The organism is Clavibacter sp. VKM Ac-2872 (assembly GCF_015351105.1).
In the GTDB taxonomy this organism is placed as follows: Bacteria; Actinomycetota; Actinomycetes; order Actinomycetales; family Microbacteriaceae; genus Clavibacter.
Map to the genome: position 1 here is coordinate 210,809 of NZ_JADKRR010000002.1, position 25,378 is coordinate 236,186.

Here is a 25,378-nt window from a genome sequence, read left to right on the forward strand (position 1 = left end):
ATGGACATCGGCGGCTCCCTCGGCGAGATCACCGTCACGGTGGCGCTGCTCATGCTGCTGGCGGCGCTCGCGGCCGGGTGGATCGACGCGGTCGTGGGCGGCGGCGGCCTGCTGCAGCTGCCGGCCCTGCTCCTCGTGCCGGGGATCACGCCGGTGGAGGCGCTCGCGACCAACAAGCTCGCGTCGCTGTTCGGCACGACGACGAGCGCGGTCACCTGGTACCGGCGCACGCACCCGGACCTCCGCACCGCGCTGCCGATGGCGGCCGTCGCGCTGGCCGGGAGCTACGGCGGCGCGAGCCTCGCGGCGCTGCTGCCGGCGTCGGTGTTCAAGCCGCTGGTGGTGGTCGCGCTGATCATCGTGGCCGTCGTGACCATCGCCCGCCCGCGGCTCGGCGACGTCGCCGCGCTCCGCCACACGGGCCGGAAGCACCACGGCATCGCGGCCCTGCTCGGCGTGGTGATCGGCTTCTACGACGGCCTCATCGGACCCGGCACGGGCACGTTCCTGATCATCGCGCTCATCACCGCGCTCGGCTACGACTTCGTGCTCGCGAGCGCCAAGGCGAAGATCGTCAACGTCGCCACGAACCTCGGCGCCCTCGCCTTCTTCATCCCGCAGGGCCACGTGCTCTGGGCGCTCGCGCTCGGCATGGGCCTGGCGAACATGCTCGGCGGCTACGCGGGATCCCGGATGGCCGTCGCCCGCGGCAGCCGCTTCATCCGCATCGCGTTCATCGTGGTGGTCGCGGTGCTCATCGTGAAGGTCGGGTCGGACGTGGTGGCGGAGTGGGGCGCGTGATCGATCGATCACCCTTGACGCCGTGATCGATCGATCACATACTCTCCAGTGATCGATCGATCACCCGAGGAGGCGGCATGGCCAGGACGACGCGCACGCTCGCCGCGGAGCTGCGCCACCGGCGTGAGGAGCTGGGCCTCACCCAGGCGGGCGTCGCGGAGCTGGCTGGGGTCTCGCGGGAGTACATCGTGCGACTCGAGAGCGGGAAGCCCGGGTCGGAGATCGGATCGATGATGCGCGTCGTCCGCGCGCTGAGCTGCGAGCTGAGCCTCACGATCGACCCGCGAGCCGCGGATCCCGACATGCCCTCGCCGTTCGACCGCGCCTGGGGCGACGACGATGAGTGAGGCCCTGAGCGTCTACCTCGACGGCCGCTTCGCCGGACGATACGAACGGACGACCTCCGGTCGCGTCGGCTTCACCTACGACGCCGCCTACGTCGAGAGGCGCGGAGCGACGCCGCTGTCCATGTCCCTCCCCTTCGGCGCGCGCCTGCCGGCGCGGGCGGTGGATGCCTACTTCTCGGGGCTCATCCCCGAGGGCGCCGATGCACTGGAGCAGATCCGACGGACGCACGGGCTGCGGACGACCGCCGACGCGTTCTCCGTCCTCCGCCACATCGGGCGCGACGCCCCGGGGGCCGTGCAGATCCTGCCCGAGTCGGAGGAGGCCGACGACGACGCCCGCGCGCAGGGCGACGTGACGGAGCTCTCGCCCGATGAGCTCCGCGGTCTCATGTCCGATCTCGGATCCGGCACCGGCACCACGCCCGCGACCCTGCAGGGGAGGTGGTCGCTGCCGGGCGCGCAGCGGAAGGTGGCGCTGCACCGGCTCGCGTCCGGCGCCTGGGGGATCCCCCGGGACTCGACGCCCACGACGCACATCCTGAAGCCGGCGATCCCGGGCTTCGCGCATCACGACGTGAACGAGTTCCTGACGATGCGGGCGGCCGCATCACTGGGGCTCGACACGGCGCGAACCGACGTGCTCGACCTGGGCGACGGCCTCTCCGTGGTGGTCTCGCACCGCTACGACCGGCTCGAGGTCGATGGCCGGTGGCGTCGGCTCCACCAGGAGGACCTCTGCCAGGCGCTCTCCGTGATGCCCGGTCGCAAGTACCAGGACCAGGGCGGTCCGGGGATCGCGCAGGCCGCCGACCTCTTCAGCGAGTTCGAGTACCCGGCCGAGGCCGCATCCGCTCGAGCGCGCTTCTTCGACGCCGTCGTCTTCAACGTGGCGGCGTGGGCCACGGATGCGCATGCCAAGAACTTCTCGATCATGCTGCGCGGGAACGGCCAGCAGCTCGCCCCGCTCTATGACCTCGCCTCCTACGCGCCCTACGGCGGAGGGCCCCAGGCGGAGCGCTCCGCGATGAAGGTCGGGGACGAGTACCGACTGTCGGCCATCGGGCGGCGTCACCTGCAGAAGGCGGCCCGGCGGTTGCAGGTCGACGCGGATCTCGCGGATGCGCGGATCGATGCAATCCGCGGCGGCATGACGGACGCCTACGCCGAGGCGGCGTCCGCGCTCGCGGATCACCCGACGCTCCTCGCACCGGCGCGCGTGATCGTGGACGCGGTCCACGCCACGGCGGTCGAGCGCGGGTGGGCGACCGCGACGACACGGGTCGATCTCGGCGGGTCCGACGATGGGGACTGACCGACACGCACCCGCCCGGAGGTCGGGATCGAACGGGGAAGCGGAGCGCGAGGCGGGATCCGCACGGCGCCGGATGGCGTGACCGGATGGTGCTGATCGAGATCGCCTCGCCGCCGACGGATCCGCCCACGGCCGACGAGGTGCGGGCCCTCTACGCCGCGGCCTCCGGCCGGCCGCCGCTGCACGAACCCCCGTCGACGGCCGCCCTCTTCGCCTCCCTCTACGCGTCCTCCCTGCGCGGGCAAGACGTCACGGTGGCGACCGCGCGCGACGGCGGCCGGCTCGTGGGATTCGCGTACGGCCACCCGTGGCGCTGGGCCGAGCAGCGGGACCCGTGGGCGGACCAGCTGCGGGCGCGGCTCGGCGAGGATGCCGCCGCGCAGCTGGACGGCGCCTTCGCACTGAACCTCCTCGCCCGGGATCCGGACGAGCACTACCGGGGCCTCGGGCGACAGGTCCTCGACCGATGGCTCCGCGCGGTGGCACCGGGATCCTGCTGGCTGCAGACGACCGACGTCGACAGCCCCGCGCGGCGCGTGTACGAGGCCGTGGGCTTCGCCCCGGTCGGCCACGGCCCGGACGCGCCCGACGGGAGACCGGGGCTCGTCCTGCTCCTCCCGACGGCCCCCGGACCCGAGCGGAGCTGAGCCGCGCGGACGCGCGCGATCCGCCCCGCGACCCCCGCGTAGGAGTGTCGTGAGGTTCCCCGCCACCCCGTGAGGGAACCGTATGGATGCGTGAGGACGCCCGATCGCGAGGTGTCTACTCGTCCTCCGTGCCCCTGCCGGGCACCCGCGTCCGACCGGCCGCGGCATCCCTCAACGGAGGATCCCCCAGTGCTCGACCTCGTGTACATCGCAGGCGCCATCGTCCTGTTCGCCCTCGTCGCCGTCGTCGGCCGAGGAGTGGAGAAGCTGTGATCACCTCGTTCGCCGACGCCGCCGGCCTCGTCGCCGCCGTGCTCGGCATCGCCTCCGTGGTGTACCTCGTGTACGCCCTCGTCCGCCCCGAGAAGTTCTGATGGACACGCTCGCCGGAATCCTCCAGGTCGCGTCCGTCGTCCTGGTCCTCGTCCTCATCCACCGCCCGCTCGGCGACCTCATGGCGCGCATGTACGAGTCGCGCCACGACTCGCGCGTGGAGCGGTTCCTCTACCGCCTCATCGGCGTGGATCCCCGCTCCGAGCAGACCTGGCCCGCCTACCTCCGCGCGGTGCTCGCGTTCTCGCTCGTCGGCGTCCTCGTCGTCTACGGGCTGCAGCGCCTCCAGGGCTTCCTCCCGTACGCGCTCGGCCTCCCCGCCGTCCCCGAGGGCCTGTCCTTCAACACGGCCGTCTCGTTCGTCACCAACACGAACTGGCAGTCGTACTCGCCCGAGGCGGTGATGGGCTACACGGTCCAGCTGGCCGGCCTCGCGGTGCAGAACTTCGTCTCGGCGGCGGTCGGCATGGCGGTGGCCATCGCGCTCGTCCGCGGCTTCGCCCGCACGCGCAGCGGCACGATCGGCAACATGTGGGTCGACCTGCTCCGCGGATCGCTCCGCCTGCTGCTCCCCCTGGCGCTCGTCTCCGCGGTGGTCCTCATCGCCGGCGGCGTGATCCAGAACTTCGCCGGCTTCCAGGACGTGGCCACCCTCACGGGCGGCACGCAGACGATCCCGGGCGGCCCGGTGGCCTCGCAGGAGGCGATCAAGATCCTCGGCACGAACGGCGGCGGGTTCTTCAACGCGAACTCCGCGCACCCGTTCGAGGACCCGACCGCCTGGACGAGCGCGTTCCAGGTGCTCCTGATGCTCGCCATCCCGTTCTCGCTCCCCCGCACCTTCGGCAGGATGGTCGGCGACACCCGCCAGGGCATCGCGATCGTCGCCGTGATGGCCACGATCTTCGTCGTCTCCCTCACCGCGCTCACGATCTTCGAGCTGCAGGGCGCAGGCACGGCCCCGATGTCCGCGGGCGGCGCGATGGAGGGCAAGGAGCAGCGGTTCGGCATCATCGGCTCGACGCTCTTCGGCACCGCCTCCACGCTCACCTCCACGGGCGCGGTCAACTCCATGCACGACTCGTACACGGCGCTCGGCGGCATGATGCCGATGCTCAACATGATGCTCGGCGAGGTCGCCCCCGGCGGCACCGGCTCGGGCCTCTACGGCATGCTCATCCTCGCCGTGATCTCGGTGTTCGTCGCGGGCCTCCTCGTCGGCCGCACGCCCGAGTACCTCGGCAAGAAGATCGGGCCGCGCGAGATCAAGCTCGCGAGCCTCTACATCCTCGTCACGCCGACGCTCGTGCTCCTCGGCACCGCGCTGAGCTTCGCGATCCCGGCCGTCCGCGAGGACGTCGAGGGCACCTCGATCCTCAACAGCGGCCTGCACGGCCTCTCCGAGGTCGTCTACGCGTTCACCTCGGCGGCCAACAACAACGGATCCGCGTTCGCCGGCCTCACCGCGAACACCCCGTGGTTCAACACGGCGCTCGGCGTCGCGATGCTGCTCGGGCGGTTCCTCCCGATCGTGTTCGTGCTGGCGCTCGCCGGATCCCTCGCGGCGCAGGACCGCATCCCCACCACCTCGGGGACCCTGCCCACCCACCGGCCGCAGTTCGTCGGCCTCCTCATCGGGGTGACGGTCATCGTGACCGCTCTCACCTACTTCCCCGTTCTCGCGCTGGGTCCCCTGGCGGAAGGGCTCGCATCATGACCGCCATGACCACCCCCGAGGCCCCGGCCGCACCGGCTCCCGCCTCCCGCGCCCGGGCCATCGACGCCCGGCAGCTCGCCGAGGCGCTCCCCGGGGCGTTCCGGAAGCTCGACCCGCGTCTCATGTGGAAGAACCCCGTGATGATGATCGTCGAGGTCGGCGCCGCGTTCACCACGATCCTGGCGATCGCCGAGCCGTTCACGGGCGGCGCCGGATCCTCCGGCGGCAGCGCCGTGCCCGCGACCTTCACGGCCGGCATCGCCCTGTGGCTCTGGCTCACCGTCGTCTTCGCGAACCTCGCGGAGTCGGTGGCCGAGGGCCGCGGCAAGGCGCAGGCCGACAGCCTGCGCAAGACCCGCACCAGCACCATGGCGCGCGTCGTCGCGTCGTACGACCAGGCGCGCGATCCCGGTGCCGAGCGCGCCGAGCTCCGCGAGGTCTCGAGCGCCGACCTCACGCTCGGCGACACGGTCGTCGTGGTCGCCGGGGAGTCGATCCCGGGCGACGGCGACGTGGTGTGGGGCATCGCCTCCATCGACGAGTCGGCCATCACGGGCGAGTCCGCCCCGGTGGTCCGCGAGTCCGGCGGCGACCGCAGCGCGGTCACGGGCGGCACGCGGGTGCTGAGCGACCGGATCGTCGTGCGCATCACCTCGAAGCCCGGCGAGACCTTCGTCGACCGCATGATCGGCCTCGTCGAGGGCGCGTCGCGCCAGCGCACGCCGAACGAGATCGCGCTGAACATCCTGCTGGCGAGCCTCACGATCGTCTTCGTGATCGTGGCGCTCACGCTCAACCCGATCGCCTCCTACTCGGCGGCGACCGTGAGCGTGCCGGTGCTCATCGCGCTGCTCGTCTGCCTGATCCCGACCACCATCGGCGCGCTGCTCTCGGCCATCGGCATCGCCGGCATGGACCGGCTCGTGCAGCGCAACGTGCTCGCCATGTCGGGCCGCGCGGTCGAGGCGGCGGGCGACGTCACGACGCTGCTCCTCGACAAGACCGGCACCATCACCTACGGCAACCGCCGCGCCAGCGCGCTCGTCGCGGTGGACGGCGTCGGCGCCGAGGAGCTCGCCCGGGCCGCGGCCATGTCGTCGCTCGCGGACCCGACGCCGGAGGGATCCAGCGTCGTCGACCTCGCCGTCGCGCAGGGCCTCGACACGACCACGCTGCCCCGCGGCGTCGACGTGCCGTTCACCGCCCAGACCCGCATGTCCGGCGTCGACCTGCCCGACGGCACGGTCGTCCGCAAGGGCGCGTCGTCCGCCGTCATCGCGTGGCTCGAGGAGGGCGGCCGCCCGCTGCCCTCGACGCTGCACGCCGAGCTGACCTCGGCCGTCGAGGCGATCTCGAACGGCGGCGGCACCCCGCTCGTCGTCGCGATGAAGGACCCGGCGGGCGCCGGCCGCGTGCTCGGCGTCGTGCACCTCAAGGACGTCGTCAAGGACGGCCTCAAGGAGCGCTTCGCGGAGCTGCGGGCGATGGGGATCCGCACCGTGATGATCACGGGCGACAACCCGCTCACCGCGCGCGCCATCGCCGCCGAGGCCGGGGTAGACGATCACCTCGCCGAGGCCACGCCCGAAGACAAGCTCGCGCTCATCCGCAAGGAGCAGGAGGGCGGCCGCCTGGTCGCCATGACCGGTGACGGCACCAACGACGCGCCCGCGCTCGCGCAGGCCGACGTCGGCGTCGCGATGAACACGGGCACGTCGGCCGCGAAGGAGGCCGGCAACATGGTCGACCTCGACTCGGACCCGACCAAGCTCATCGACATCGTCCGGATCGGCAAGCAGCTGCTCATCACCCGCGGCGCGCTCACCACGTTCTCCATCGCGAACGACGTGGCGAAGTACTTCGCGATCATCCCCGCGATGTTCACGGGCGTCTTCCCGCAGCTCGCGGTGCTCAACGTGATGCAGCTGCACTCGCCGGCGTCCGCGATCCTCTCCGCGATCGTCTTCAACGCGCTGATCATCGTGGCGCTGATCCCGCTGGCCCTGAAGGGCGTGGCCTACCGGCCGCTCAGCGCCTCCAAGGTGCTCAGCCGGAACCTGCTCGTCTACGGGGTCGGCGGCGTGATCGCGCCGTTCATCGGCATCAAGCTCGTCGACCTCGTCGTCAGCCTGATCCCCGGCTTCTGATCCCCTCCCCCCTCCTCGAACACGTATAGAAGGAAGCGCATGTCCTCCCCCCGCCAGTCCCTCCGCACCGCCGGCGTCGCCGTCCGCGCGATGGCCGTCCTCACCGTCGTCCTCGGCGTCGGCTACACGGCCGTCGTCACGGGCATCGGCCAGCTCGCGCTCCCCGCGCAGGCGGACGGCTCGCTCGTCTCCGCCGACGGGCAGGTCGTCGGCTCGTCGCTCATCGGCCAGTCCTTCCAGGACTCCGACGGCGTCGCCCTCCCGGAGTGGTTCCAGTCCCGGCCGTCGGCCGCGGGCGACGGCTACGACGGCACCTCGTCGAGCGGCAGCAACCTCGGCCCCGAGAACGACGACCTCGTCTCCTCCATCGAGGACCGCAAGGCCGCCATCGCCCAGTCCGACGGCGTGGATCCGAGCACCATCCCGGCCGACGCGCTCACCGCGTCCGCGTCGGGGCTCGATCCTCACATCAGCCCGGAATACGCTCGGGAGCAGGTGGCGCGCGTCGCCGAGGCAAGGGGCATCCCCGAGCAGCAGGTCGAGCGCCTCGTCGACGAGCACGTGCAGGGCCGCGACCTCGGGTACCTCGGGGAGCCGACCGTGAACGTGCTCCAGCTGAACATCGCGCTCGCCGGCCTCGGCGGCTGACGCCCGCACCACGCGGGCAAGGAAGAGAAGACATGAAGCGCGGTCGACTGCGGGTGCTGCTGGGAGCGGCGCCCGGCGTGGGCAAGACCTACGCGATGCTCGAGGAGGGCAAGCGACTGCGCGACGAGGGCGCCGACGTGGTGGTCGCGGTCGTGGAGACCCACGGCCGCGCCGCCACGGCGGCGATGCTCGAGGGGCTGGAGATCCTGCCGCGGCGCGAGGTGTCGCACCGCGGGGTGGAGATCACCGACCTCGACGTGGACGCGGTCATCGCCCGCCGGCCGACCATCGCGCTGGTCGACGAGCTCGCCCACACCAACGCCCCCGGCGGCCGATCCGAGAAGCGCTGGCAGGACGTGGACCTCATCCGCGACGCCGGCATCGACGTGATCTCCACCGTCAACATCCAGCACATCGCCTCGCTCAACGACGTGGTCGAGAAGATCACCGGGGTGCCGCAGCGCGAGACGATCCCCGACCGCGTGCTCCGCGAGGCGCACCAGATCGAGGTCATCGACCTGGCGCCCGAGGCCCTGCGCGACCGGCTCGCCGGCGGGCGCGTGTACCCGGCCGAGCGGATCGACGCGGCCCTCTCCCACTACTTCCGCCTCGGCAACCTCACCGCCCTCCGCGAGCTCGCGCTCCTCTGGCTCGCGGACGAGGTCGACACCGCGCTCGCCGCCTACCGCGACGAGAAGGGGATCGACGCCCGCTGGGAGGCCCGGGAGCGCGTGGTCGTGGCGCTCACCGGCGGATCCGAGGGCGAGACCCTCCTCCGCCGCGGCGCCCGCATCGCCGCCCGCTCGGCCGGCGGCGAGCTGATGGCCGTGCACGTCTCCAGCCAGGACGGCCTCCGCTCCGGCAGTCCCGAGGCGCTCGCCAGCCAGCGCGCGCTCGTCGACTCGCTCGGCGGCAGCTACCACCAGGTCGTCGGCGACGACATCCCGCGCGCGCTCGTCGAGTTCGCGCGCGCGTCCAACGCCACGCAGCTCGTGCTCGGCGTCAGCCGCCGCAGCCGGCTCGCCGCCGCGGCGACCGGGCCCGGGATCGGCGCCACGGTGATCCGCGAGTCCGGCGACATCGACGTGCACATCGTCACGCACGCGGCCGCGGGCGGGCGCTTCCGGCTGCCCCGGATCCGGGGCGGCGCGCTCAGCATGCGGCGCCGGATCCTCGGCGGACTGCTCGCGCTCGGCGGCGGCCCGCTGCTCACCTGGCTGCTCTCGGCGACGCGCTCGGACGACTCCATCACGAGCGACGTGCTCTCGTACCAGCTGCTCGTGGTGCTCGTCGCGCTCGTCGGCGGGATCTGGCCGGCCCTGTTCGCGGCCGTGCTCTCCGGCTTCACGCTCGACTACTTCTTCATCGACCCGCTCTACACGATCACCGTCGACGAGCCGCTGCACCTGCTCGCGCTCGTGCTCTACGTGGTCATCGCGCTGCTCGTCAGCTGGATCGTCGACCAGGCCGCCCGCCGCACCCGCCTCGCCCGCCGCGCGGCCGCCGAGGCCGAGCTGCTGGCCACGGTGTCGGGATCCGTGCTCCGCGGCGAGGGCGCCGTGCACGCGCTCGTGAGCCGCACCCGCGAGGCGTTCGGCCTGCAGGGCGTCAAGCTCACGGACCGCGACGAGACCATCGCGTGGGACGGCGTCGTCACGGGCGCGGCCTCGACCGACGTGCCCGTGGGATCCCGCGGCGTGCTCACCCTCTACGGCGACGACCTCGAGGCGTCCGGCCGGCGCCTCCTCCGGGTCATCGCCGCGCAGCTCGACGCCGCGCTGGAGCACCGCGACCTCTCCGACACCGCGCGCGAGGTCGGCCCGCTCGCGGAGACCGACCGCGTGCGCACGGCTCTCCTCTCGGCCGTCAGCCACGACCTCCGCCGGCCGCTCAGCGCCGCGACGGCCGCCGTCACCGCGCTCCGCTCCCCCGGCATGACCTGGGCCGACGGCGACCGCGAGGAGCTGCTCGCGACCGCCGAGGAGAGCCTCGGCACGCTCGCCGACCTCGTCACCGACCTCCTCGACGTCAGCCGCGTGCAGGCCGGCGTGCTCGGCGTGCGGCTCATGGACGTCGACCTCGACGACGTCGTGCTCGCCGCCCTCGACGAGCTCGACCTCGGCCCCGCCGACGCCGTGCTCGACCTCGCGCCCGACCTGCCCGGCGCCGTCGCGGATCCGGGCCTCCTCCAGCGGGTCGTCGTCAACCTGCTGAGCAACGCCGTGCGGCACGCGCCCGACGGCGTGCCCGTGCGGCTCAGCACGAGCGCGTTCGCCGACTCCGTGGAGATCCGCGTCGTGGACCACGGGCCGGGCGTGGCGCCCGAGCGCCGCGATGACATGTTCGTGCCGTTCCAGCGCCTCGGCGACACCGACAACGCGTCCGGCCTCGGCCTCGGCCTCGCGCTCTCGAAGGGCTTCACCGAGGGGATGGGCGGCACGCTCACCGCCGAGGACACCCCCGGCGGCGGCCTCACGATGGTGGTCGCGCTGCCGGCGAGCCGGGCGGACGTGGAGCCGGTCGCGGATCCGCCCGCTCCCGTGGGCCCGCCCGCCACCGCCTCCACCACCTCGGAGGTGTCCGCGTGAAGATCCTCATCGCCGACGACGACCAGCAGATCCTGCGGGCGCTGCGCATCACCCTCACGAGCCTCGGCTACGACATCGTCACCGCGGACGACGGCGCCGCCGCCGTCCGCGCAGCCGTCGCCGAGAAGCCCGACCTCTACATGATCGACCTCGGCATGCCGCGGCTCGACGGCGTCGAGGTGATCCAGGCGCTCCGGCTCTGGTCGACCGCGCCGATCCTCGTGGTCTCCGGCCGCTCGGGCGCCGCCGACAAGGTCGAGGCGCTCGACGCGGGCGCCGACGACTACGTGACCAAGCCGTTCTCCATCGACGAGCTGCTCGCCCGGATCCGCGCCCTCGGCCGCCGCGCCGCCGCCGACGAGGACCGCTCCGCGACCGTCTCCTTCGCCGACGTGACGGTCGACCTCGCCGCCCGCGTCGTCACCCGCGCCGACCAGCGCGTGCGCCTCACCCCCACCGAGTGGCAGGTGCTCGAGCTGCTCGTCCGGAACCCCGACCGGCTCGTCTCCCGCCAGACGCTCCTCACCGAGATCTGGGGCCCGACCCACGTGAACGACAGCGGCTACCTCCGCCTCTACGTGGCGCAGCTGCGCAAGAAGCTCGAGCCGGACCCCGCCCACCCGCGGCACCTGCTGACGGATCCCGGCATGGGGTACCGCTTCGTGCCGGCGGGGGCGGGGCGGGCGCCGGAGTGACGCGGGCGGCCAGCGCATCACGGGCGGTCTCCGCAGCGGCGGTGGAGGCGGGTCGCGACCGGGCGCGATGTGTGATCATGTCGGCGTGCTGGTCCCCGCGATGATCTCGTCCCTCCCCGCTGCCGTCATGCATGCATCCGCGAGCTACATCGAGACGACGGGCATCCATGTGGACGGGCTCCTGTGGTACTTCGGCGTCCTCCTGATCATCATGGGCATCTCCGCGCTCGCTTACACCGGTCTGTGGAGGTGGTGGTCGAAGATCCCGTTCATGGTCCCCCTGGGCGTCGGGTGGCTCGCGGCGGGACAGATCATCTCGAACATCGGACTGTTCTTCGGCCCCCCGCTCGGTTATGCCTTTCTCATCCCGGGGGCCATCGTTAGCCTCTTCGGCATCTACGGGATGGGGTTCATGCCCCGCCCGTTCCTCCCCCGCTGGTACCGGCTCGACTGGGGAATCGATCCCTCGCGTGTCGTCCCCTCCTCCGGTCGCCGGCTCATGCTCATCCCCCGGGAATCGCGCAAGGTCGATCTCGCCGAGCGCGGCCGATCGATCGCGTCACCCGCCGCCGCGGAAGCGGGCTCCCCACGAGGCGGCGCGCCTACAGAGACCTGTGACGCGCCCGGCGGCGGGACCTTCCTCGGCGCCTTCATCGGCGGGGCCGTCACGGCTGGGGAGGCGGCGTCGCAGGGATCGGCGACGCGGGCGGAAGCCACAGCTGCGCGCATTCGAGCATTCGCAACCTGAGACCACGAGCTCGCAGGCCCTCGCCGGACAAGCCCCCCCCCCGAGCATCGCCACTACGCAGCGGGGCTGCACGACAGCACCTCCCAGCCGTGGGGCCGCGTCCCCCAAAAGATCGCCGGAGCCGAGCCACGGTACCTGTAACGTGCCCTCGTCATAGGTCCGGCTAGTGGATGGGAAGCACCGTGGCAGACACGTCCGGTTGGCGTATCGAGCCAGCCGCGGTGCAGGCCGTGCTCACGAACACGAAGCGCGGGCTCTCGGAACTGGAGAGCGCCGAGAAGACAGCCCAGTCAGCTGTGGAGGCCGCTTCCGCGGCCACCGGACCTCAGACGGCCGCAGCCCTGGCGGCGCTGCTCCGCAACCCCCTCCTCACGCAGATCGACATCGTGAAGACCAAGGTCGAGACGGTCGTCGACCAGACGAACACAGCCCTCTCGGCCTACGTCGACGGTGATGAGGAGATGGCCAGGGCGTACCAGGCCGGGACAGAGCGATGACCACGGACGCCACTCTCCCCGAACTGGCCAGCGTGCCGGACGCCCGCTCGGTCGAGGAGACAGCGCGAGCGTTCGACAACATCGGGCCGGCTGTCGACGACGCCATGCACACCGTCACGTCCTCCTGGGCGGGTCTGTCCTCCCCGGGGGTCTTCGAGACGCCCGACTCCGGACGATTCGCCGATTCTCTAGCAGGGGCGTTGGTGGTGGCTCGGACGGTCGGAGAGGACTCATCCGCCGCGAAGGCCGCGCTGATGGCATACGCGCGAGAACTGCAGGATCTCACGAGCCGCCATGACGTCATCTCCTCGGACGTAGCCGCGCAGGTCCTCACGGTCAGCGATCCTGTGCAACTCGACAGGCCGCTTCCTGACAGTTCCGACACGGACCCGCAGAGGCAGCTGGAAAGCCTCATCACCCAGTTCAACGCAGATCTCCGAGCCGCGGATGCGAGATGCGCCGATGCCCTGCAGCGCCTTCTCCGGTACCCGGGAGATCAAGCTGTCCGCGCGACAGAGGCGGTCAACGACATCATCTCCCTGCCGGCGGTCGGCTTGGTCCTCGCTACGGGCAAGCAGGCGCTCGAGAACTCGGCCGGCCCGCGGGACTACTTCCTCGGCATCACCGATGCGCTGGGCATGACGGGGCCCGGCGGGCGGCACGCAGCGGGCGCAGCGCCCATCAAGGAGCGATCCATCGGGCTCGCGCTCAAAGCCGCCATCAACCCCAACGGGGTGTTCGACAAGCCTCTGGACGGAGCAAGCGCCGCCGAACACCTCGCGGAAGGTTCCCGGGCGTTAAAAATAGGGTCGAAGCTCGGCGGCCCCATCCTGGGAGTGGTCTCGGCGGTGACCGCCGGAGCGGCATCTGCATCTGCAACGTACAACAAAGATCAGGCCGAACATCCGGAATGGGACGACTTCCACAGAGGCATGCACGCCGTGCAGAGCGGAGCGGTCCATGGCGGCTTCGATTTCACCGCTGGAGCGGCTGAAGCAGGCATAGGAGCGGGCATCGGCACGCTCATCTGCCCGGGTATCGGAACGTTCGTCGGCGGAGTCATCGGGGGCGTGGCCGGGGGATGGATGCTCTCCGACACGGTGGACGGCCTTGCCGACAAGGCGAATGACTCCATCGACTCCGCGGTCGGCCAATGAGCGGCGAGCGACACGACCCACGCATCACGAGAGGAAACGATGACTGAAGGCTGGCGCACCGTGGAGCACCCACGGCTGGAGTTCGAGATGCCGACGACCTGGGAGCTCCTGCCCTCCGATCGCGACGAGGTGGTGGCCATCGCGCAGCCCCTCTTCAAGGACACGGTGTTCCGCGCCAATGTCGTGATCCTCCTGCTGGAGTCCTCGGAGACCATCGAGCAGCTGGGAGCACGGAGCATCTCCGAGGCGCTCGCCTATCCCGGTTGGTCGCACGTGTGCTCCGACGTCCAGTGGTATCGGCCGGACACGACCGGGCGCGTCGTCCACTTCCTCTACGAGGCGTCCGACATGTGCGTGGCCGTCACCCGTTCCGGGATCGTCACGGGCACGCATGTGGTGGAGATCACGGCGAGCTGCGACGTCGTCGACGTCCTGCGGCTCGAGGACCTCTTCTCGGTGATCGCGGGCAGCACCCGGGTGAAGGAGATGGCATGAGCGACATCGCGCTGGACGTCGAGGCGAGCGCCCAAGACAAGGACGGCACTCCGCTCGAGCTCCTCTCCCGCATCCCCGCCCTGCAACCGTTCCCGACCAGTGACATCCTCCTCACCCCGGAGGCCTGGGAGCTGCTCTGGACGAGGCGCCGCCGCGGAGCGTTCGCCGGGCGTGGCGGGAATCCCGCCACAGCGAAGGAGCTGCGGGAACTGGGCCTGCTCACCCTCGCGGGAGGCGCATCACCCGCCGGGATCGCCCTGACCCGGGCGCGGACCAGCTCGCGACTCTCCTTCGGGGCGCTCACGACCTCGGCAGGTCGGCGCATGACCTTCAGCAGCTGGTACTCCGGCGCGAACGCGCTCGTCGCGGCCGAGGTCCTGAACGACGACGGCACCACCTCCATGTCCGTCCACGACACGTCGCGTTCGGCCGGCCTCGGTCTCCTGCTCTCCTGGTTGCGGATCTCACCCGCCTGGACCTACGGGCATGACGTCGGTGAGGGCGTGCACGACGCGGAGCTCATCGAGGCGCGCATCGCCGCCGCCCCGGGAAGCGAGCCGCCCGTGCCGGAGGACGCCAGCTGGGTGACCCGCCGCGCGTGGGCATCGGGAGAGTGGGCGCGCTGCGAGATCATCTCCCCGTCCGCCAAGCTCGTGACGCCGAGGATCCGGACGGGAGATGTCGGGTGGTTCGATTTCGAGGAGCTCCCGGGCGGGCGCATGCGCCTGATGCCGAGAGTGAGCCTCGACGTGATGCGCGACGTCATCGGCACCTTCCACGACTCCCAAGCCGGACCGCGCCACTCGACCACCCGGTGAAGAGTCAGCCTCGGGCGCTTGGGCCGCAACTCGACGACCAGCGGAACACGATCGGCTCGTCCCCCGGCGGCGGGGCGGGCACCGGAACGAGCCAGGCGGCGAGCGCGCCCCCGCGGAACGCACGGCGATGACACGAGCGGGGCGAGGCTTCCTGCGATGTGTGATGCTCTCGGCGTGCCGGTCCCCGCGATGATCTCGTCCCTCCCCGCTGCCGTCGTGCATGCATCCGCGAGCTACTTGGAGAAGGAGGGCATCCGCCTGTCCGGTGTCCTGTGGTACTACGGCGTCTGCCTGATCATCGTGGGCATCTCCGCCCTCGCCTACACCGGGCTGTGGCGATGGTGGTCGAAGATCCCGTTCATGGTCCCCCTCGGCGTCGGGTGGCTCGCGGCCGGACAGATCATCGCGAACACCGCCCTCCTCGTCGACGGCCCCCTCGGCTACGCCTTCCTCATCGGGGGGACCGTCGTGAGCTTCTTCGGCATCTACGGGATGGGGTTCATGCCCCGCCCGTTCCTCCCCCGCTGGTACCGGCTCGACTGGGGGATCGACCCGTCGCGTGTCGTCCCCTCCGCCGGTCGTCGGCTCAAGCTCATCCCCCGGGAATCGCGCAAGGTCGATCTCGCCGAGCGCGGCCGATCGATCGCGTCACCCGCCGCCGCGGAAGCGGGCTCCCCACGAGGCGGAGCACCCATCGAGACCTGCGAGGTGCCGGGCGGCGGGACCTTCCTCGGCGCCTTCATCGGCGGGGCCGTCACGGGCGACCGGGCGCTGGCGCTCGGGCGGGCCGTGGCACGGGACTCCCCAGCCGCGCACGTCGAGGCCTTCGCCCCCTGACGGTCCTGGAGGATCCGGACGAGCCGCTCGCCCTGGTTCACCCTGAGGAGTCGCCGCGGCCAGATGCGCCTGACGCTGGCGGCCCTCCGGGACATGCGGGCGGCGGACATCGGCTGAGTGCCGGACATCCGCGGCCATGCCCACCGGGTGTCCACTGTGCTCCGCTCCTGCAGTCCCCCGCAGCGCACGACCAGCCGGCACCCGGATCCACGCGCGTATGCTCCCGTGGTGCCCACGAGAACCACCCGCCCCGCCGCCCTCATCGCCTCCGTCACCGCCGCGCTCGGCGGCCTCGCCGCCGCGGCCCTCGTCGTGCCGCGCCGGTTCGAGGCCGGTCGCCGTGAGCGGGCCGTGGTCCTCAACGAGACGCTCCCCGTGAACTCCGCCTGGTGGCGCGAGCACGCGAAGATCGAGGGCGACCTCCTCTACGTGGCGCTCGGCGACTCCACCGCGCAGGGCATCGGCGCGAGCCGCCCCGGCAACGGCTACGTCGGGATCCTCGCCGACCGGATCCGCGCTCTCAGCGGCCGCTCCGTCCGCACCGTCAACCTCAGCGTCTCGGGCGCCCGGGCCTCCGACCTCGTCGAGCACCAGCTCCCCCGCCTCGCGAAGATGCAGCCCGACGTGGTGACCCTCGCCATCGGCGCGAACGACATCCTGGCGTTCGAGCCGGTCGCGTTCGAGCACGACCTCGGCCGGATCCTCGACGCCGTCCCCCCGACCACCGTCGTCGCCGACCTGCCGTGCTTCCACTTCCCGACGAGCGAGCGCAAGGTGCGGGTCGCGAACGAGATCGTCCGCCGCCTCGCCACCGCACGCGGCCTCCGCCTCGCGCCGCTGCACCGCATCACCCGCCGGCAGACCGCGGTGCTCGCGATCACCCAGGCCGCGGGCGACCTCTTCCACCCCAACGACCGCGGCTACCGTGTGTGGGCGAGCGCGTTCCTCCCCTTCCTCCCGGCGACTGTTCGCGCGCTGGAGGTGGCGGGGCGCTGACGCGTGACTATTTGATAGATCGCGCGACTACGTCTTCTAGTGAGTAGAGAACTCCACCGACGTACTGAACCCAGGATCGCAGCCGGCTCTTCTCGAATTCTATCTGGTACGGCTTATGTTTAATGAATCTGACTTCCGGTGCCACTACGAGGTCATCGTCCAGTCGGGCTACACCCGTATAGTCTTCTACATCTGATCCATCGACGAGTGCAACATGCATCTTCATGAACCATGTTGCTCGATCGTCATGCACATGATGTTCACGGTTTGTCACGTAGCGAAAACGGCGCATGACTTGCTTGTCGCTCTCCCATCGCATACCGATGTCATAGTTCTTGACCGCGACACCTCGGGCCAAAATCTGTCGATGCTTATCTGCAGCGTCAACTTCCGCAATCAATGCAAGGTAATGGGCCTGGGGTCCGAACCGACCATGCCCGAATATGGGTTGCTTAGTTTTGATGAATTTGATCGCAGCTGCCGAAGCCCCTTTTAGCTGACCTTCGCCCTGCGACCTCCACGCCTGCTCAGTCATGGCGATGGGAAAGGCTACTCGCGCTCCTGGACTATGCCCATTAGCCGTAACCGCGGCGCCAGCGCCTATGTCGAGAGAGGCTCGTAGGTGATGCGCTATCTCTCCCGCGCGAATGGCCAACTCGGCAGGCGGTGGCTTGACTGGCAACGTACTCCAGACATGCCAGCCACCGTCACGGGAGTAAAGTAGAGATATTTGTGTTTCACGCTCCCAGGCCGCACATGCCTCTTCGAACTCATCGACGAGTTGGAGTGCACGCTTCATGCGGAGATTCACGTCGTCATACAGCGCGTGATGCATAGGTAAATTCCTGACACAGGGGGGGAGAGAGGTGCTGATATTCGATAATACTCACATCAAGTCGATCCACGCTATAGCCCGGCCATTCCTCCCGGAAACGGCATGCGAGTAGGACACGACGACGCGCATGCGAGAAATGCAACACATTTGGCGCGTTCCTGCCGTTCCTGCCGTTCCTCCCGGCGACGGTGCGGGCGCTGGAGGTGTCGGGGCGCTGACGCGCTCGCGACGGGGCAGGCGTCCCGGGCGGGCGCGGCGGGGTCGATAGGGTCGCGACTATGAACCGCCACCCCGGCGACCGCGTCCTCGCCGTCCTGATCGACTGGCTCTTCATGTGCGTGTGGTTCGCGCTGATCGCGGCCGTCGCGCTGCCCCTGTTCGTCGTCGGTGCCAGCGCATCGCTCCCGCCCGTCGCGCAGAACGCGCTGGCCGCGCTGGTGACGGTGGTGCCGATCACGATCGCGCTGGCAGTGCTGGAGTCCGGGCCCCGGCAGGCGACCCCCGGCAAGCGCGCGCGGCGGCTGGTCGTGCAGGACGCGCGCACCGGCGACGCGCTCCCCTTCCGCCGCGCGCTCCTGCGCAACGCCGTGAAGATCACGGCGCCTTGGATCGTCGGGCACGCGGCCGTGTACGCGATCGTCGGCGCGAGCGGCGCAGCCAGCGGCACGCGCGCCTCCGTCCCGCCCGGCGTGGAAGCCCTCACGGCTGTCGCCTACGTGCTCCCGGCCGTGTGGCTCGTGACGCTCCTCCTCGGCTCGGGCCGCACACCGTACGACAGGATCGCGGGGGCGGTCGTCGCCCGGTCGGCCCCTCGCGCCTGACCCGACCCCGTCCGTAGGCTGGATCCATGGCCGACGACACCGCAGACGCCCGCCCCACCGGCACGCTCTGGCTCGTGATCGGGCTCGTCTCGGGCGCGCTGCTCGTCACCGGCGCAGGAGTGTCGCCCTGGTTCTCCGCTGCCGTCTTCACGCTGTCCGTCTTCATGCACGTGCGCGGCCGCCGCCGCGACTGGGCCCTCACGCCTCCGCCGACCGACACGCTCTGGTTCGTGGTCTCGCTGATCCTCGGCGCACTCCTCGTGACGGGCAGCTTCCAGCCTCCGTGGGTCGGCGCCGCGGCACTCGCGGCCGCCGTGCTCCTCTACATCCGCGCGATGATCCGCCTCACGGCCCGCCGCGCCTCGGAGTCCACTCCCCCTGACTGACCAGCCATGCCTCCTAGCTCGTGTGGCACGAGCTCGCGCAGTACGCGCACCCGTTCACGTTGCTGTAGAAACCACGGGCCGTACGAACGGCTCCACTGCACGAGGGGTGGGTCCCGAGATCGATCCGGTTGGACGGGTCGGGGAGGCGGTAGCACGTGGCGAGGTCGTGGACCTCGTGGTCGCCGTTCGACTGGGCGTTCCTGTTCACGATGTAGTGGGGCATACGAGACTCCTTCGTCTCCTCGAACGCGATAGACGTCACAGCTGGTGGATCCGTAACGGATCCGGGTGGGCCCTCAAAGTACGCGGGACAGGACCGAGCCCTCCAGCCCCGCATTGGGGTGACACGACCCCGCCCGCCCATGTCGGTACCCCCCGGTAGAGTCCCCCGCATGGCCCGCATCCACTCCACGTACCGCTGCTCGGAGTGCGGGTGGACGACCCCGAAGTGGGTCGGCCGGTGCGCGGAGTGCCAGAGCTGGAACACCGTCACGGAGGTGTCGCAGACGCCCGCGGCGGCCGGCCGGGTCACCACGCTCACGCCCGCCGGATCCAGCCAGGCGCGGTCGATCATGCACGTCGGCACCGCGTCCGCCAGCCACATGCCGAGCGGCGTCGGCGAGCTGGACCGCGTGCTCGGCGGCGGCATCGTGCCGGGCGCCGCCATCCTCATGAGCGGCGAGCCCGGCGTCGGCAAGTCCACGCTGCTGCTCGAGGTCGCCGCGCGCGCCGCCGCGAAGGGCGCGAAGGTCCTCTACGTCACGGCCGAGGAGTCGGTCGCGCAGGTGCGGATGCGCGCCGAGCGCACGGGCGGGCTGCAGGAGTCGCTCATGATCGCGGCCGAGACCGACCTCGGCACGATCCTCGGCCACATCGAGCAGGTCGCGCCCGACCTCCTCATCGTCGACTCCGTGCAGACCGTCTCCAGCAGCACGTCCGACGGCCTGCCCGGCCACCCCGGCCAGGTGCGCGAGGTCGCGGTCACGCTCATCCGCGTCTGCAAGGAGCGCGACCTGCCGCTCCTCCTCGTCGGCCACGTCACGAAGGACGGGTCCATCGCGGGCCCGCGGCTCCTCGAACACCTGGTCGACGTGGTGTGCCAGTTCGAGGGCGACCGGCAGACCTCGCTCCGTTTCATCCGCGCGCTGAAGAACCGGTTCGGCCCCACCGACGAGGTCGGCTGCTTCGAGATGGCGGGCGACGGCATCGTCGAGGTGCCGGATCCGAGCGGCATGTTCCTCTCGCGCGGCGTCCACTCGGTCTCGGGCACATGCGTCACCGTCGCGATGGAGGGCCGCCGCGCCCTGCCCGTGGAGGTGCAGGCGCTCGTGGTCGACACGAAGGCGCCGCAGCCGCGCCGCGTCGTCAACGGGGTGGATGCGTCGCGCGTCGCCATGCTCCTCGCGGTGCTCGAGAAGCGCGCCAACGTGCGGCTCTCGGATCGCGACGTCTACGTGTCCACGGTCGGCGGCGTACGCCTCACCGAACCGGCGGCGGATCTCGCCATCGCCGTCGCACTCGTCTCCGCCGTCAACGGCAAGGCCATGCCGCACGACCTCGCGGCGTTCGGCGAGATCAGCCTCGCGGGCGAGATCCGCGGCGTCACCTCGGCGCCGCAGCGCGCGGCGGAGGCCCGACGGCTCGGCTTCACGCAGATCGTCGACGCCGAGTGGGGGCCGCTGTTCTCCGCGCTCGGCCGCGCGTTCTCCCTCGCGAAGAGCGAGCGGGAGAAGGAGCTCGACGAGGCCTTCTGATCCGCGGGCCGCAGCCGGGCGACGGCGGCTCGGGTCAGCCGGCGCTGACCGACCCGTCCACGTGCTCCCGCACGTGCGCCACGGCGTCCGCCACCACGTGGGTCACGTGCGTGTCCGCCACCTCGTACCGGGCGATGCGCCCGTCGCGCTCCACGGTCACGAGCCCCGCCGACCGCAGCACGCGCAGGTGCTGCGACACGAGCGGCTGCGAGAGGCCCGACTCGGCGACCAGCTCCGTCACGCTCATCTGCCGCGAGGCCAGCAGCCCGATGAGCCCGAGGCGCGACGACGAGGACAGCGCCTTGAAGAGCTCGGCGGCCTGCTCGAAGCCAGCGGGTGGGTAGGTCACCTGGACGATCCTAGGGCGAGGCGGACACGCGGCCGGTCGCGGAGACGACGACGGGGACCGGGCCGAAGGCCGGGTCCCCGTGTCGATCCTCGCGCAGCGTCGCGCGGTGGGATCAGTGCTCGTCGTAGTGGTCGCCGTGCTCGGCGTGCTTGTGGCCGTCGTGGACGTAGTCGACGTGGTCCTCGTGGGTGACGGTCTCGTGGCCGCAGTCGGTGCCGTGCTGGTGCTCGGCGACGGTGTGCTCGGCGTGGGTCTCGGTGGTGTCGGTCATGATGCGTCCTTCGGTCGGTGGAGCACCAGGATGACAAACGCATGCATGGATTGCAATGGATGCATCCAATCAGGAACCATGATCAAGTGCGCACGCGGACCGCGCGTCAGTAGAGCAGGAACGACTTCGGCTCAGCGCTCTTCACGCCGGCGACCTCGACCGACAGCGTGTAGGTCGCGCCGCCCGCGGGCACGGCCGGACGCTGCTTCTCCTGGCACGTGGTGGTGGACGACCGCTGGCGCGACCACTCGAACGGCGACGACGTCTGCGGCGTGCGGGCGGCGAGCTCGACCTCGGCGTCCGCCGCGCCCGTCTGGCAGTCGGTGGACTTCCAGTACACGTCGGATCCGCTCGAGATCGTGAAGACCTGCGTGGTCGTCCCGAGGTTCGCAGTGCAGGGCTCCATGCCCGTGTTCGTCACGGTGAAGGAGAGCTTGGGCAGCACGCCCGCCTTGTAGGAGGCGGCGTCGGTGACGGGGGTGACGGTCAGCTGGCCCGCGGCGCAGGATCCGTCGGCGTTCGTCTCCGTGCCGGCGCTCGCGCTCGGGCTGGGGTCGGGGGCCGGTGCGGTCTCGGCGGCGGCGTCGCCCGAGTCGCCGTCCGGGGCGGCGTCCGCGCTGGGCGTCGCGCCGGGTGCCGCGGTGTCGGCCGAGCCGCGCCCGAGGTTGGAGACGAGGATCACGACGACCGCGATCACGGCCACCACGACGAGCAGCGCCATCAGGCGGCGACGACGGTACACGGCCGCGGACGGGCGGCCTTCGGGCGAGGTCGAGGACATGAGCACAGGCTATTCGCGGCCCCGGCCGCGGCCCGGTCGGCGCGCCCGGGGAGCCCGGCGCCGGATCCCGCGCATCCCGCTGGCCCGTCCGCCGCCGCGGACGCGACGGCCTCGGCTCAGAGCGCCTTCAGCATGCGCGTGTTGCCGAGCGTGTTCGGCTTGACGCGGGAGAGGTCGAGGAACTCGGCGATGCCCTCGTCGTGCGAGCGGAGCATCTCGTAGTAGATCTCCTGCGCGATGATCGACTCCGCCACCTCGTGGTAGCCGTGCCGCGAGAAGAAGCCGACCTCGAAGGTCAGGCAGAACAGGCGGCTGAGGCCGAGCTCGCGGGCGTCGTCCTCGAGGCGCTCGAGCAGCGCGTGGCCGACACCGGTGCCGCGGGTGTGCGGGGCGGCTGCGAGGGTGCGGATCTCGCCGAGGTCCTCCCACATCACGTGCAGCGCGCCGCAGCCGACGACCTCGCCGGACGCGTCGACCGCGACCCGGAACTCCTGCACGTTCTCGTAGAGCACCACGAGGTCCTTGCCGAGGAGGATCCCCTCCATCACGAGCGGCTCGACGAGCTGCTGGATCCGCGGCACGTCGCCGGTGCGCGCGCGTCGCACGCGGATGCCGCCTGCGGGCTCCGCGGACTCGACGACGACTGGCTCTGCGCTCACGATGACGACCCTCTCGATCCGCGGCTCGGGCGCCCGGATCAGGGGTCCAGCCTAGCGACGGGCGGATCCCGCGTCCGGGGCCGGCGGCTCGGCGCCGGTGTCGCTGCCGCCGCCGAGCCGCGCGATCATCCGCGGCGCGATCCACACGATCGCCACCACGCCGACCACCGCGCGCAGCCCCGCGAAGACGAGCACCCACCAGCCGACCCCGTCGCCGCCCACGAGCAGCGCGACCCCGATGACGACGAGCGCCGCGTCCGCGACGAACGGCACGCGCAGCCAGAACATGAGGCGGCGGACGGGATCCATGGCTCAACCGGCCGCGCGCGGGCTCGGCCGGTCGGCCACGGGATCCCCCGACGGCGGCGCCCAGCGGTCGGACGCGGCGGGAGCCTCGGGACGCGCATCCCCCGCCCGCCGCTCCAGCGGCAGCCGCACGCCGAACACCGTGCGGCCCGGCTCCGACTCCACCCACACCGCGCCGTGGTGCGCGGACACGATCGCCTGCGCGATCGCGAGGCCGAGGCCCGTGCCGCCGGTGGAGCGGGCGCGGGATCCGTCGCCGCGCACGAAGCGCTCGAACAGCGAGGCCTGCAGCTCCGGCGGGATGCCGGGGCCGTCGTCGGTGACGCGGATGACCGCGTGCCCGTCGGATCCGGTGCCCTCCACCGCCAGCGACGCGACGACGCGCGTCCCGGCCGGCGTGTGCGTGCGGGCGTTCGCGAGCAGGTTGACGACCACCTGGCGGAGCCGGGCGTCGTCGCCGGGGACGGTCACGGAGTCGTCGGGGAGGTCGAGGTCCCAGTCGTGATCCGGGCCCGCCGCGCTGGCGTCGCCGACCGTGTCGAGGAGGATGCGCGTGAGGTCGACCGGATCCGTCTCCAGCTCGCGTCCCTCGTCGAGGCGCGCCAGGAGCAGCAGGTCCTCGACGATCGTGGTCATGCGCACCGACTCCGACTCGATGCGCGACAGCGAGTGCGTCACGTCCTCGGGCAGCCGGTGCGGGCCGCGCCGGGTGAGCTCGGCGTAGCCGCGGATGGAGGCGAGCGGCGTGCGCAGCTCGTGGCTCGCGTCCGACACGAACCGCCGCACCTTCGCCTCGCTCGCCTGCCGCGACGACAGCGCGGCGGAGACGTGCCCGAGCAGGCCGTTGAGCGCGGCGCCCACGCGGCCCACCTCGGTGCGCTCGTCGGTGTCGGATGCGGGCACGCGCGCCTCGAGCGCGACGTCGCCGCGGTCGAGCTCGAGCGCGGCCACGTGGGTCGCCGTGTCGACGACCCGGTCGAGCGGACGCAGCGCGCGGCGCACGATGACGGCACCGAGCACCGCGGCGAGCGCCAGCGTGAGGGCGGCGACCACGGAGATCACGACGATGAGCTGCTCCACCACGTCGTCGGCGGGCTTCATCGGCAGGCCGGTGACGAGGGTCGCGCCCGTGGCGGCGGTGTCGCCGACCAGACGGTAGCGGCCGAGCGCGCCGCCGAGGTCGACCGTGCGGGGGATCCCGTCGGTGGGCACGCTCTGCAGCTGCTGGCTCTGCACCTGCGTCAGCTCCACCGCGCCCGCGCCGCCCGGCTCGCCCTCGGCCGCGTCGCGGTCGGCGATGTACCCGCCCGAGACCACGCCGTCGACGATGGTCGCGCTGATCGTGCCGACCTGCTGCCCGAAGGCACCGAGCCCGCCGGGAGGGGCGCCGGGGAAGCTCCCGTACTGGTCCGCGTCCCGGTCGATGAGGTTCGAGGAGCGCGCCGCGGTCGCCTGCAGCTGCTGGTCGACCTGCTGCACGAGCGACGCCCGCAGCGCGAGGATGCTGACCGTGCCGATGAGGATGCTCGCGAGCGCCAGCAGCCCCACCACGCTGAGCACGAGGCGGCGCCGCAGCGTCATGCCGCGCGCGGCGGCGGTGAGCCGGGCCCGCAGCGGCGGGGTGCCCGACGGCTTCGTCACTCCGCGGCCTTGAGCATGTAGCCGCTGCCGCGCACCGTGTGGATCATGGGGTTCCGGCCGGCGTCGATCTTGCGGCGCAGGTAGGAGATGTAGATCTCGACCACGCTCGACTTGCCCCCGAAGTCGTAGCTCCACACCCGGTCGAGGATCTGCAGCTTGCTCAGCACGCGGCGCGGGTTGCGCATCAGGTAGCGCAGCAGCTCGAACTCGGTGGCGGTGAGCTCGATGGGGTCGCCGGCGCGCGCGACCTCGTGGCTGTCCTCGTCGAGGGTGAGGTCGCCGACGCGGATCACCGGGTCGACGCTGTCGCTCACCACGAGCGTCGAGCGGCGGATGAGGCCGCGCAGCCGGGCCACGACCTCCTCCAGGCTGAACGGCTTGGTGACGTAGTCGTCGCCGCCCGCGGTCAGCCCGGCGAGCCGGTCGTCGAGCGAGTCCTTCGCCGTGAGGAAGAGCACGGGGATGTCCTCGGCGTCCGCTCGCAGCCGCGACAGGACCTGGAGGCCGTCGAGGTCCGGCAGCATGATGTCGAGCACCACGGCGTCGGGCTTGAACTCGCGCGCGGCGGCGAGCGCCTGGTGCCCGTTCTCGGCCGTGCGGATCTGCCAGCCCTCGTAGCGCAGCGCCATCTGGAGCAGGTCGGTGAGGGACGCCTCGTCGTCGACGACGAGCACCCGGATGGGCGACCCGTCGGCGCGCGTGAGGCGGGGCTGCGGGGCGGCGGCGGGCTGGAAGCCGGAGGGCGGGGTGGTGGTCACGGGATCCATCATGCGGATGTTCCTATGAAGCGCC

The 25,378-nt window shown here is 71.6% G+C and carries 29 protein-coding genes; 20 read left to right on the forward strand and 9 right to left on the reverse strand.

What is annotated here, in order from left to right:
- The 17 genes from ITJ40_RS11285 to ITJ40_RS11365 all read left to right on the forward strand — a co-directional run bounded on the left by ITJ40_RS11285 (position 1) and on the right by ITJ40_RS11365 (position 16,783).
- Positions 1-801 carry a TSUP family transporter gene (locus ITJ40_RS11285; RefSeq protein WP_194667166.1) on the forward strand — a complete coding sequence of 267 codons (801 nt, stop codon included), beginning with the start codon at positions 1-3 and terminating at the stop codon, positions 799-801.
- A 77-nt stretch (positions 802-878) separates the two neighbouring features.
- The gene (locus ITJ40_RS11290) at positions 879-1,148 is read left to right on the forward strand and encodes a helix-turn-helix domain-containing protein (RefSeq protein ID WP_194667167.1); all 270 of its coding nucleotides are present in this window, start codon (positions 879-881) and stop codon (positions 1,146-1,148) included.
- Complete coding sequence (locus tag ITJ40_RS11295) at positions 1,141-2,460, forward strand: HipA domain-containing protein (RefSeq protein WP_194667168.1); 1,320 nt, start codon at positions 1,141-1,143, stop codon at positions 2,458-2,460. Before ITJ40_RS11290 ends, ITJ40_RS11295 begins: the two co-directional genes overlap by 8 nt.
- 86 nt (positions 2,461-2,546) lie before the next feature.
- Positions 2,547-3,107, forward strand: a complete 561-nt coding sequence (locus ITJ40_RS11300; protein ID WP_194667169.1) for a GNAT family N-acetyltransferase — start codon at positions 2,547-2,549, stop codon at positions 3,105-3,107.
- 269 nt (positions 3,108-3,376) lie between these two features.
- Positions 3,377-3,481, forward strand: coding sequence for a K(+)-transporting ATPase subunit F (kdpF, locus tag ITJ40_RS17455; protein ID WP_194667170.1), 105 nt, complete (start codon positions 3,377-3,379; stop codon positions 3,479-3,481).
- Positions 3,481-5,157 (forward strand): potassium-transporting ATPase subunit KdpA, encoded by a 1,677-nt coding sequence (gene kdpA / locus ITJ40_RS11310; RefSeq protein WP_194667171.1) that lies wholly within the window; start codon positions 3,481-3,483, stop codon positions 5,155-5,157. Before kdpF ends, kdpA begins: the two co-directional genes overlap by 1 nt.
- Positions 5,154-7,304: a potassium-transporting ATPase subunit KdpB gene (gene kdpB / locus ITJ40_RS11315; protein ID WP_194667172.1), complete on the forward strand. Its 2,151-nt coding sequence runs from the start codon at positions 5,154-5,156 to the stop codon at positions 7,302-7,304. The genes kdpA and kdpB overlap by 4 nt, the downstream gene beginning before the upstream one ends.
- 39 nt (positions 7,305-7,343) lie before the next feature.
- Positions 7,344-7,952 carry a potassium-transporting ATPase subunit KdpC gene (gene kdpC, locus ITJ40_RS11320; RefSeq protein WP_194667173.1) on the forward strand — a complete coding sequence of 203 codons (609 nt, stop codon included), beginning with the start codon at positions 7,344-7,346 and terminating at the stop codon, positions 7,950-7,952.
- Positions 7,953-7,984: 32 nt separating this feature from the next.
- A complete protein-coding gene (locus ITJ40_RS11325) occupies positions 7,985-10,540 on the forward strand; it encodes a DUF4118 domain-containing protein (protein ID WP_194667174.1) in 2,556 nt (851 codons plus the stop codon).
- On the forward strand, positions 10,537-11,235 hold the full coding sequence (locus ITJ40_RS11330; RefSeq protein WP_194667175.1) for a response regulator: 699 nt from the start codon (positions 10,537-10,539) through the stop codon (positions 11,233-11,235). The genes ITJ40_RS11325 and ITJ40_RS11330 overlap by 4 nt, the downstream gene beginning before the upstream one ends.
- An 85-nt stretch (positions 11,236-11,320) precedes the next feature.
- Positions 11,321-11,983 (forward strand): hypothetical protein, encoded by a 663-nt coding sequence (locus ITJ40_RS11335; protein ID WP_194667176.1) that lies wholly within the window; start codon positions 11,321-11,323, stop codon positions 11,981-11,983.
- 182 nt (positions 11,984-12,165) lie between these two features.
- Positions 12,166-12,480, forward strand: coding sequence for a DUF6507 family protein (locus ITJ40_RS11340; protein WP_194667177.1), 315 nt, complete (start codon positions 12,166-12,168; stop codon positions 12,478-12,480).
- Positions 12,477-13,637 (forward strand): hypothetical protein, encoded by a 1,161-nt coding sequence (locus ITJ40_RS11345; RefSeq protein WP_194667178.1) that lies wholly within the window; start codon positions 12,477-12,479, stop codon positions 13,635-13,637. Before ITJ40_RS11340 ends, ITJ40_RS11345 begins: the two co-directional genes overlap by 4 nt.
- A 39-nt stretch (positions 13,638-13,676) precedes the next feature.
- Complete coding sequence (locus tag ITJ40_RS11350) at positions 13,677-14,132, forward strand: hypothetical protein (RefSeq protein ID WP_194667179.1); 456 nt, start codon at positions 13,677-13,679, stop codon at positions 14,130-14,132.
- Complete coding sequence (locus ITJ40_RS11355; protein WP_194667180.1) at positions 14,129-14,950, forward strand: hypothetical protein; 822 nt, start codon at positions 14,129-14,131, stop codon at positions 14,948-14,950. Before ITJ40_RS11350 ends, ITJ40_RS11355 begins: the two co-directional genes overlap by 4 nt.
- A gap of 174 nt (positions 14,951-15,124) precedes the next feature.
- Positions 15,125-15,787, forward strand: a complete 663-nt coding sequence (locus tag ITJ40_RS11360; RefSeq protein ID WP_194667181.1) for a hypothetical protein — start codon at positions 15,125-15,127, stop codon at positions 15,785-15,787.
- A gap of 228 nt (positions 15,788-16,015) precedes the next feature.
- The gene (locus ITJ40_RS11365) at positions 16,016-16,783 is read left to right on the forward strand and encodes an SGNH/GDSL hydrolase family protein (RefSeq protein ID WP_370532040.1); all 768 of its coding nucleotides are present in this window, start codon (positions 16,016-16,018) and stop codon (positions 16,781-16,783) included.
- Positions 16,784-16,790: 7 nt separating this feature from the next.
- On the opposite strand, the gene ITJ40_RS11370 is transcribed toward ITJ40_RS11365, so the two are convergent.
- Positions 16,791-17,618 carry a hypothetical protein gene (locus ITJ40_RS11370; RefSeq protein WP_194667183.1) on the reverse strand — a complete coding sequence of 276 codons (828 nt, stop codon included), beginning with the start codon at positions 17,616-17,618 and terminating at the stop codon, positions 16,791-16,793.
- A gap of 278 nt (positions 17,619-17,896) precedes the next feature.
- Between ITJ40_RS11370 and ITJ40_RS11375 the strand changes: the two genes are divergently transcribed.
- Together ITJ40_RS11375 and ITJ40_RS11380 are read left to right on the forward strand one after the other, a co-directional pair.
- Entirely contained in the window at positions 17,897-18,439 is a 543-nt protein-coding gene (locus ITJ40_RS11375; protein WP_194667184.1) for an RDD family protein, read from the forward strand.
- A gap of 26 nt (positions 18,440-18,465) precedes the next feature.
- Positions 18,466-18,825, forward strand: coding sequence for a hypothetical protein (locus tag ITJ40_RS11380; RefSeq protein WP_194667185.1), 360 nt, complete (start codon positions 18,466-18,468; stop codon positions 18,823-18,825).
- 13 nt (positions 18,826-18,838) lie between these two features.
- Here the strand turns inward: ITJ40_RS11380 and ITJ40_RS11385 are convergent, their stop codons facing one another.
- Positions 18,839-19,048, reverse strand: coding sequence for a hypothetical protein (locus ITJ40_RS11385; protein ID WP_194667186.1), 210 nt, complete (start codon positions 19,046-19,048; stop codon positions 18,839-18,841).
- 169 nt (positions 19,049-19,217) lie between these two features.
- On the opposite strand from ITJ40_RS11385, the gene radA reads away from it, so the two are divergent.
- Positions 19,218-20,579, forward strand: coding sequence for a DNA repair protein RadA (gene radA / locus ITJ40_RS11390; RefSeq protein ID WP_228512347.1), 1,362 nt, complete (start codon positions 19,218-19,220; stop codon positions 20,577-20,579).
- Between the two features lie 34 nt (positions 20,580-20,613).
- Here the strand turns inward: radA and ITJ40_RS11395 are convergent, their stop codons facing one another.
- From ITJ40_RS11395 to ITJ40_RS11425, 7 genes are all read right to left on the reverse strand, one after another.
- Positions 20,614-20,928 carry a metalloregulator ArsR/SmtB family transcription factor gene (locus tag ITJ40_RS11395; RefSeq protein ID WP_194667188.1) on the reverse strand — a complete coding sequence of 105 codons (315 nt, stop codon included), beginning with the start codon at positions 20,926-20,928 and terminating at the stop codon, positions 20,614-20,616.
- Between the two features lie 112 nt (positions 20,929-21,040).
- Complete coding sequence (locus tag ITJ40_RS11400; protein WP_012039450.1) at positions 21,041-21,199, reverse strand: hypothetical protein; 159 nt, start codon at positions 21,197-21,199, stop codon at positions 21,041-21,043.
- Positions 21,200-21,305: 106 nt separating this feature from the next.
- Positions 21,306-21,980 (reverse strand): hypothetical protein, encoded by a 675-nt coding sequence (locus ITJ40_RS11405; protein WP_194667189.1) that lies wholly within the window; start codon positions 21,978-21,980, stop codon positions 21,306-21,308.
- 116 nt (positions 21,981-22,096) lie between these two features.
- Positions 22,097-22,639: an amino-acid N-acetyltransferase gene (locus ITJ40_RS11410; protein WP_194667190.1), complete on the reverse strand. Its 543-nt coding sequence runs from the start codon at positions 22,637-22,639 to the stop codon at positions 22,097-22,099.
- A gap of 51 nt (positions 22,640-22,690) precedes the next feature.
- Positions 22,691-22,948, reverse strand: a complete 258-nt coding sequence (locus ITJ40_RS11415) for a hypothetical protein (protein WP_194667191.1) — start codon at positions 22,946-22,948, stop codon at positions 22,691-22,693.
- Positions 22,949-22,951: 3 nt separating this feature from the next.
- Positions 22,952-24,526: a cell wall metabolism sensor histidine kinase WalK gene (locus ITJ40_RS11420; RefSeq protein WP_194667429.1), complete on the reverse strand. Its 1,575-nt coding sequence runs from the start codon at positions 24,524-24,526 to the stop codon at positions 22,952-22,954.
- A 56-nt stretch (positions 24,527-24,582) separates the two neighbouring features.
- The gene (locus tag ITJ40_RS11425; protein WP_012039455.1) at positions 24,583-25,356 is read right to left on the reverse strand and encodes a response regulator transcription factor; all 774 of its coding nucleotides are present in this window, start codon (positions 25,354-25,356) and stop codon (positions 24,583-24,585) included.
- Positions 25,357-25,378 lie beyond the last annotated feature (22 nt).